Raw genomic sequence first — 2,032 nt, 5'->3', positions numbered from 1 at the left:
GCTGATCGACGTGGCGGCCGAGGTCGAACTGCGCGACGAGTTCGGCCACCCGGGCGCGCCTGGCTTCGGGGCTGAGCCGGAACAGGCGGGCGTGCAGGGCGAGGTTCTGCCGGACGGTCAGCTCGGCATAGAGCGAGAAGGCCTGCGACATGTAGCCGACCCGTCGGCGCGCCGCGATGCCGCCCGCGGCGACCGGCTGCCCGAACAGGAGCGCCTCGCCCTCGCTCGGCGGCAGGAGGCCGGTCAGGACCTTCATGGTCGTGGTCTTGCCGCAGCCGTTCGAGCCGACGAACCCGAAGATCTCCCCGGGCAGGATGTCGAAGCTGACGCGGTCCACCGCCGTGAAGGCGCCGAACCGCCGTGTCAGGTCGCGCGCGGTGATGATCGGCCGGTCGCGCCCGGGGGCGGCCCTGGGCGGCACCGGCGCCCGGGACGGGGGCGCGTCATCCTGCGGCAGCAGGGCCGTGAAGGCGGCCTCGACGCCGGCCGCGCCGGTCCGCCGCCGAAGCCCCTCCGGGGAGCCCGTGGCGACCACCCGGCCGTCGTTCATGGCGACGAGCCAGTCGAAGGCCTCCGCCTCCTGCATGTAGGCCGTGGCGACCAGCACCGACATGGCCGGGCGCCGCGCCCGGATGCGCCCGATCAGCTCCCAGAACTGCCGGCGCGAAAGCGGATCGACCCCGGTGGTCGGCTCGTCGAGGATCAGCAGGTCGGGATCGTGGATCAGGGCGCAGCAGAGGCCGAGCTTCTGGCGCATGCCGCCGGACAGCTTCCCGGCCGGGCGGTCCGCGAAGGGCGCGAGCCCCGTGGCGGCCAGGAGTTCGGCGATCCGCGCGTCCCGCTCCGCCGGCTCCTGCCCGAACAGCCGGCCGAAGACGTCGACGTTCTCGCGCACGCTGAGGCTGGCGTAGAGATTGCGCCCGAGTCCCTGCGGCATGTAGGCGATCCGCGGACACGCGGCCGCCCGGTGCCGAGCCTGCGCGATGTCGCCGTCGAGCACCGTGGCGCGGCCCGCCTGAACCCGCCGGGCCCCCGCGAGAATCGCGAGCAGCGACGACTTCCCGACGCCGTCCGGCCCGATCAGGCCCACGAGCCGGCCGCCGGGGATCGCCAGCGTCACGTCGTCGAGTGCGACGGTCCGGCCGTAGCGGTGGGTGAGATGCTCGACCCGGGCGACGGTGAGATCCGGCGGCCCCATCACGCGTCTCAGGGCGCCGTGGGGATCGGCGCGGGAGCCGGTGCAGCCGGGGGCGGGCTCGGGAGGAGCGAGGCCGGCCAAGCGGCCGTCTCGTCGGTCCGCACATAGGCGATCCCGGGCAACCCGCTGCGGATGAGGCGCTCGCGTCCACGGAGGCGCTCCGGGTCGATCCGCACCCGGATCCGGAACATCAGCTTGTCGCGCTCGTCACGGGTCTCCACGGTCTTCGGCGTGAACTGCGCCTGGCTCGAGACGAAGACCACCCGCGCCGGGATGACATGCCGAGGATAGGCGTCGAGCACGATGCGCGCCTCCGCGCCGATCCGGACACGGCCCGCCTCCGGCGTCGGCAGGTAGACATCCATGCGGACGTCGGCGGCGTCGAGCATCGTGAAGACCTTGCCGCCGGCGCCCAGGACCTCGCCGACATTGGCGACGCGATACTCGATGGGCCCGTCGCGCGGCGCGACGAGGGAATTGTCGGCGATGTTGACCCGGATAAAGGCGGCGCTCTGCGTCTGGGCTTCGAGGGCGTGCCGGGCCGCGCCGACCCGCGCGGCCGCCGCCTCCCGGGCGGCCTGCGCCGCGTCGGCGTTCTTCCGCGCGACCTCCAGCGCATGTTCGCCGCCGCCGAACCGTGCCTCGGCCGCGCTCAGCGCCGCGGCCGCCTCGTCCGCCGCCTGCGGCGCGTGTCGAGCTGCTCGGCGGACGCGTAGCCCCGCGCCGTGAGATAGGTCGAGCGGCTCAGCTCCTGCTGGGTGAGCTTCACGTGGCTCTGCCGCTCCTGGATGTTGGCGCGGGCCTCCGCCGAGGCGCGCTCGGCCTGGCTGACCG

Annotated in this window: 2 protein-coding genes; both read right to left on the bottom strand. The window is 74.3% G+C overall.

Annotated elements, in window-relative coordinates; translation table 11 throughout:
• A partial coding sequence (locus tag I53_RS09995) for an ATP-binding cassette domain-containing protein (protein ID WP_043349912.1) occupies positions 1–1,198 on the bottom strand: 1,198 nt, incomplete at its 3' end.
• A gap of 8 nt (positions 1,199–1,206) precedes the next feature.
• Positions 1,207–2,032 (bottom strand): HlyD family efflux transporter periplasmic adaptor subunit (locus I53_RS09990; protein WP_148291106.1); only part of this gene is annotated, 826 nt, incomplete at its 5' end.

This window comes from Methylobacterium sp. B1, assembly GCF_000333255.1.
Lineage (GTDB): Bacteria > Pseudomonadota > Alphaproteobacteria > Rhizobiales > Beijerinckiaceae > Methylobacterium > Methylobacterium fujisawaense.
This window is presented reverse-complemented; position numbering and strand designations above follow the sequence as displayed.